2 tRNA genes are annotated in these 516 nt (G+C 45.3%); both read left to right on the plus strand.

The window, feature by feature from the left end:
* Nucleotides 1–281: 281 nt before the first annotated feature.
* Nucleotides 282–357, plus strand: a tRNA-Val gene (locus H8K32_RS19995).
* 36 nt (nucleotides 358–393) lie between these two features.
* Nucleotides 394–470: transfer RNA gene (locus H8K32_RS20000), tRNA-Asp, on the plus strand.
* The last annotated feature ends 46 nt before the right edge of the window (nucleotides 471–516 follow it).

Consider the following 516-nt stretch of genomic DNA (forward strand, 5'->3'; position numbering starts at 1 on the left):
CATCCCGAACAGGACCGTGAAACGACTCTGCGCCAATGATAGTGCTGCAACCAGTGTGAAAGTAGGTTATCGTCAGGCTCCAAATTGCAACCCCTCTCTGTGAAAACAGCGAGGGGTTTTGCTTTTAAGTGAGAATACTAGATTTTTGTAAGTAGTATCCAGGAAATAAACGAAATTACTTACAAAGGTACTAGACAAATAGCAGTAAGCGTACTATAATATTGCTTCTGTTGATGTTGGTGACACAGCATCGTAGTAGTTATCTGACTAAGCAAGAATATGGGTGCTTAGCTCAGTTGGTAGAGCGGCGCCCTTACAAGGCGTAGGTCGGGAGTTCGAGCCTCTCAGCACCCACCACAGATAATTACAATCAGAACAAGGTTTTCAGGTTTAGGAGTGGTAGTTCAGTTGGTTAGAATACCGGCCTGTCACGCCGGGGGTCGCGGGTTCGAGCCCCGTCCGCTCCGCCAATATAAAAAAGGTCTTATAATTCAATGAGTTATAAGACCTTTTCCT

Origin of the sequence: Cognatundibacterium jejuense (genome assembly GCF_014284255.1) — a bacterium.
In the GTDB taxonomy this organism is placed as follows: domain Bacteria; phylum Pseudomonadota; class Gammaproteobacteria; order Burkholderiales; family Burkholderiaceae_D; genus Undibacterium; species Undibacterium jejuense.